Source organism: Flectobacillus sp., assembly GCF_049240685.1.
In the GTDB taxonomy this organism is placed as follows: Bacteria; Bacteroidota; Bacteroidia; order Cytophagales; family Spirosomataceae; genus Flectobacillus.
In genome coordinates, this window is sequence record NZ_JBMLSD010000423.1 from 1 (window position 1) to 1732 (window position 1732).

1 protein-coding gene is annotated in these 1732 nt (G+C 38.2%); it reads right to left on the reverse strand.

Going from position 1 to position 1732, the window contains the following annotated elements; translation table 11 throughout:
• Nucleotides 1-1583: T9SS type A sorting domain-containing protein (locus tag ACOVQ4_RS19140; RefSeq protein ID WP_421822211.1), on the reverse strand; the 1583-nt coding region annotated here is incomplete at its 3' end.
• Nucleotides 1584-1732 lie beyond the last annotated feature (149 nt).

The following is a 1732-nucleotide window of genomic DNA, read 5'->3' on the forward strand; positions in this document are numbered from 1 at the left end:
CCTCTAAAAATGGGCGAAATGCTTCGGGTGCCTGTAACCTGCCTAAGTTGAATAATATACGTGCTTGCAGGCAATGCTTTCAAATCAATTGCATATAGATTTTCGAGTACAGGAGTTATTTCTTTTTCTTCTACTTTTCTCCCTGATAAATCAAAAATTTCAAGCGAAATAAATTGATTTCCAACAGGGAGATTAATGTATGCTACTTCGCTGCTAGGGTTTGGATAGGGGAGTAGCTCTTCTATTGGGGAGTTTTCCTGTGTCAACCAACTTCCTGCATACTCATAACAGCCTATATCGAAAGCGCCCCCAATGGGTCTTAAAGTATCTGACAAATCATAACTGAGATTCATATAGTTCAGGTCTTTTCCTTGATTGACCAAAGGTGAAGTTAGCCTAGGTTTATAATTATTTTGGCTTGGTGCCTGAAAATTAGCTTCATCTAATAGGTTTGAACTAAAGTTTTTTTCTTGCGAAAATTGTACGCCAGCGGGTGCGTTAATGTACCGTCCAGTGGCGCTCAATAAAAATGCATTGTTAAATACTTCGTAATTCTGAATGAGACTATAGATTTTTAGACTCTCACTACCCGTGTTGATAACAGTATTATTATAAATCCTAACAGGAGTATTTTCGGTTGAACGAGGCCTTGTATCCGAAAAAATTCCACTGTTACCCGTATTATACACCAAATTATTATAGACGTTCTGATGACCGATGCCACCAATCATAATAATCCCAACCCCCGGAACTTCACTGACTATATTGCTGTAACATTCGCCACCAGAACCACCACCTACTTGTATACCATTATTCTGGAATTCGGCAAAGGGGGCACTTCCAGGATGAGTAACAGTGTTATGATGCACTTTGGCATCTGGGGCACAGCCATATTGTATACCCTCGGCACCTGTATTTTCTATTTTGTTGTGATTAATTTCTAGGCCATAAATCAAATGCGGCTTGGCATTGATAGTAGTACCAAAGCAGTTGATATCTTGTCCATAATTCCAGAATGAACTCCCTACATACAAACCTTCACCACCCGTATGATGAACATAATTATGATGAATCTTGACATTGTACATCGTAAACCGATTTTCCCAATTGTTCATATCACAACTCGGATCGGTTTTTATCATCATGCCTGCAAAACCAACATTGGTGATTTCTAGGTGGTCAATTTCACAATCAGAACTTCTATCTGTTACTTTGATACCCATAGAATTGGAGGCTTGCGAACTAACCTTGAATCCGTAAAGTAAGGAACTATTGCCAGAACCTGTGAGTCGAAAATACCTACAATTCGAGAATTGTATACCCACATTAAGCCCTTGAATTTCGACATTACCGCCACAGTTGATGATAGTGATGGGTTTGCCGTTTTCGCCTTTAAAATCGCTGAAATACAAATCGCTATAGAGGCCTTGTTGGATACAAATAGTTTGGCCAGCCTTTACAGGGAGGTTGGAGGGATTGTAGTTGCCTGATTGGGTTATAGTATAGTCGCAGTTGCAATTTTGTGCGGAAATTCCAAATACTACCATACTCAACAACAGTGATAATGATAACAAGATTCGCATACCTAATTTTAAACTAAATGAATAAATGGACTAAGGGCGGATAATTTATAAATCTAGTCGGTAGAGAGATGAAGCTAAAAACAAATATACAAAAATTATGCAGTTATGGAAGTTTTTGCTCTAAAATGTAAGTTAAAATTTAAAAATCT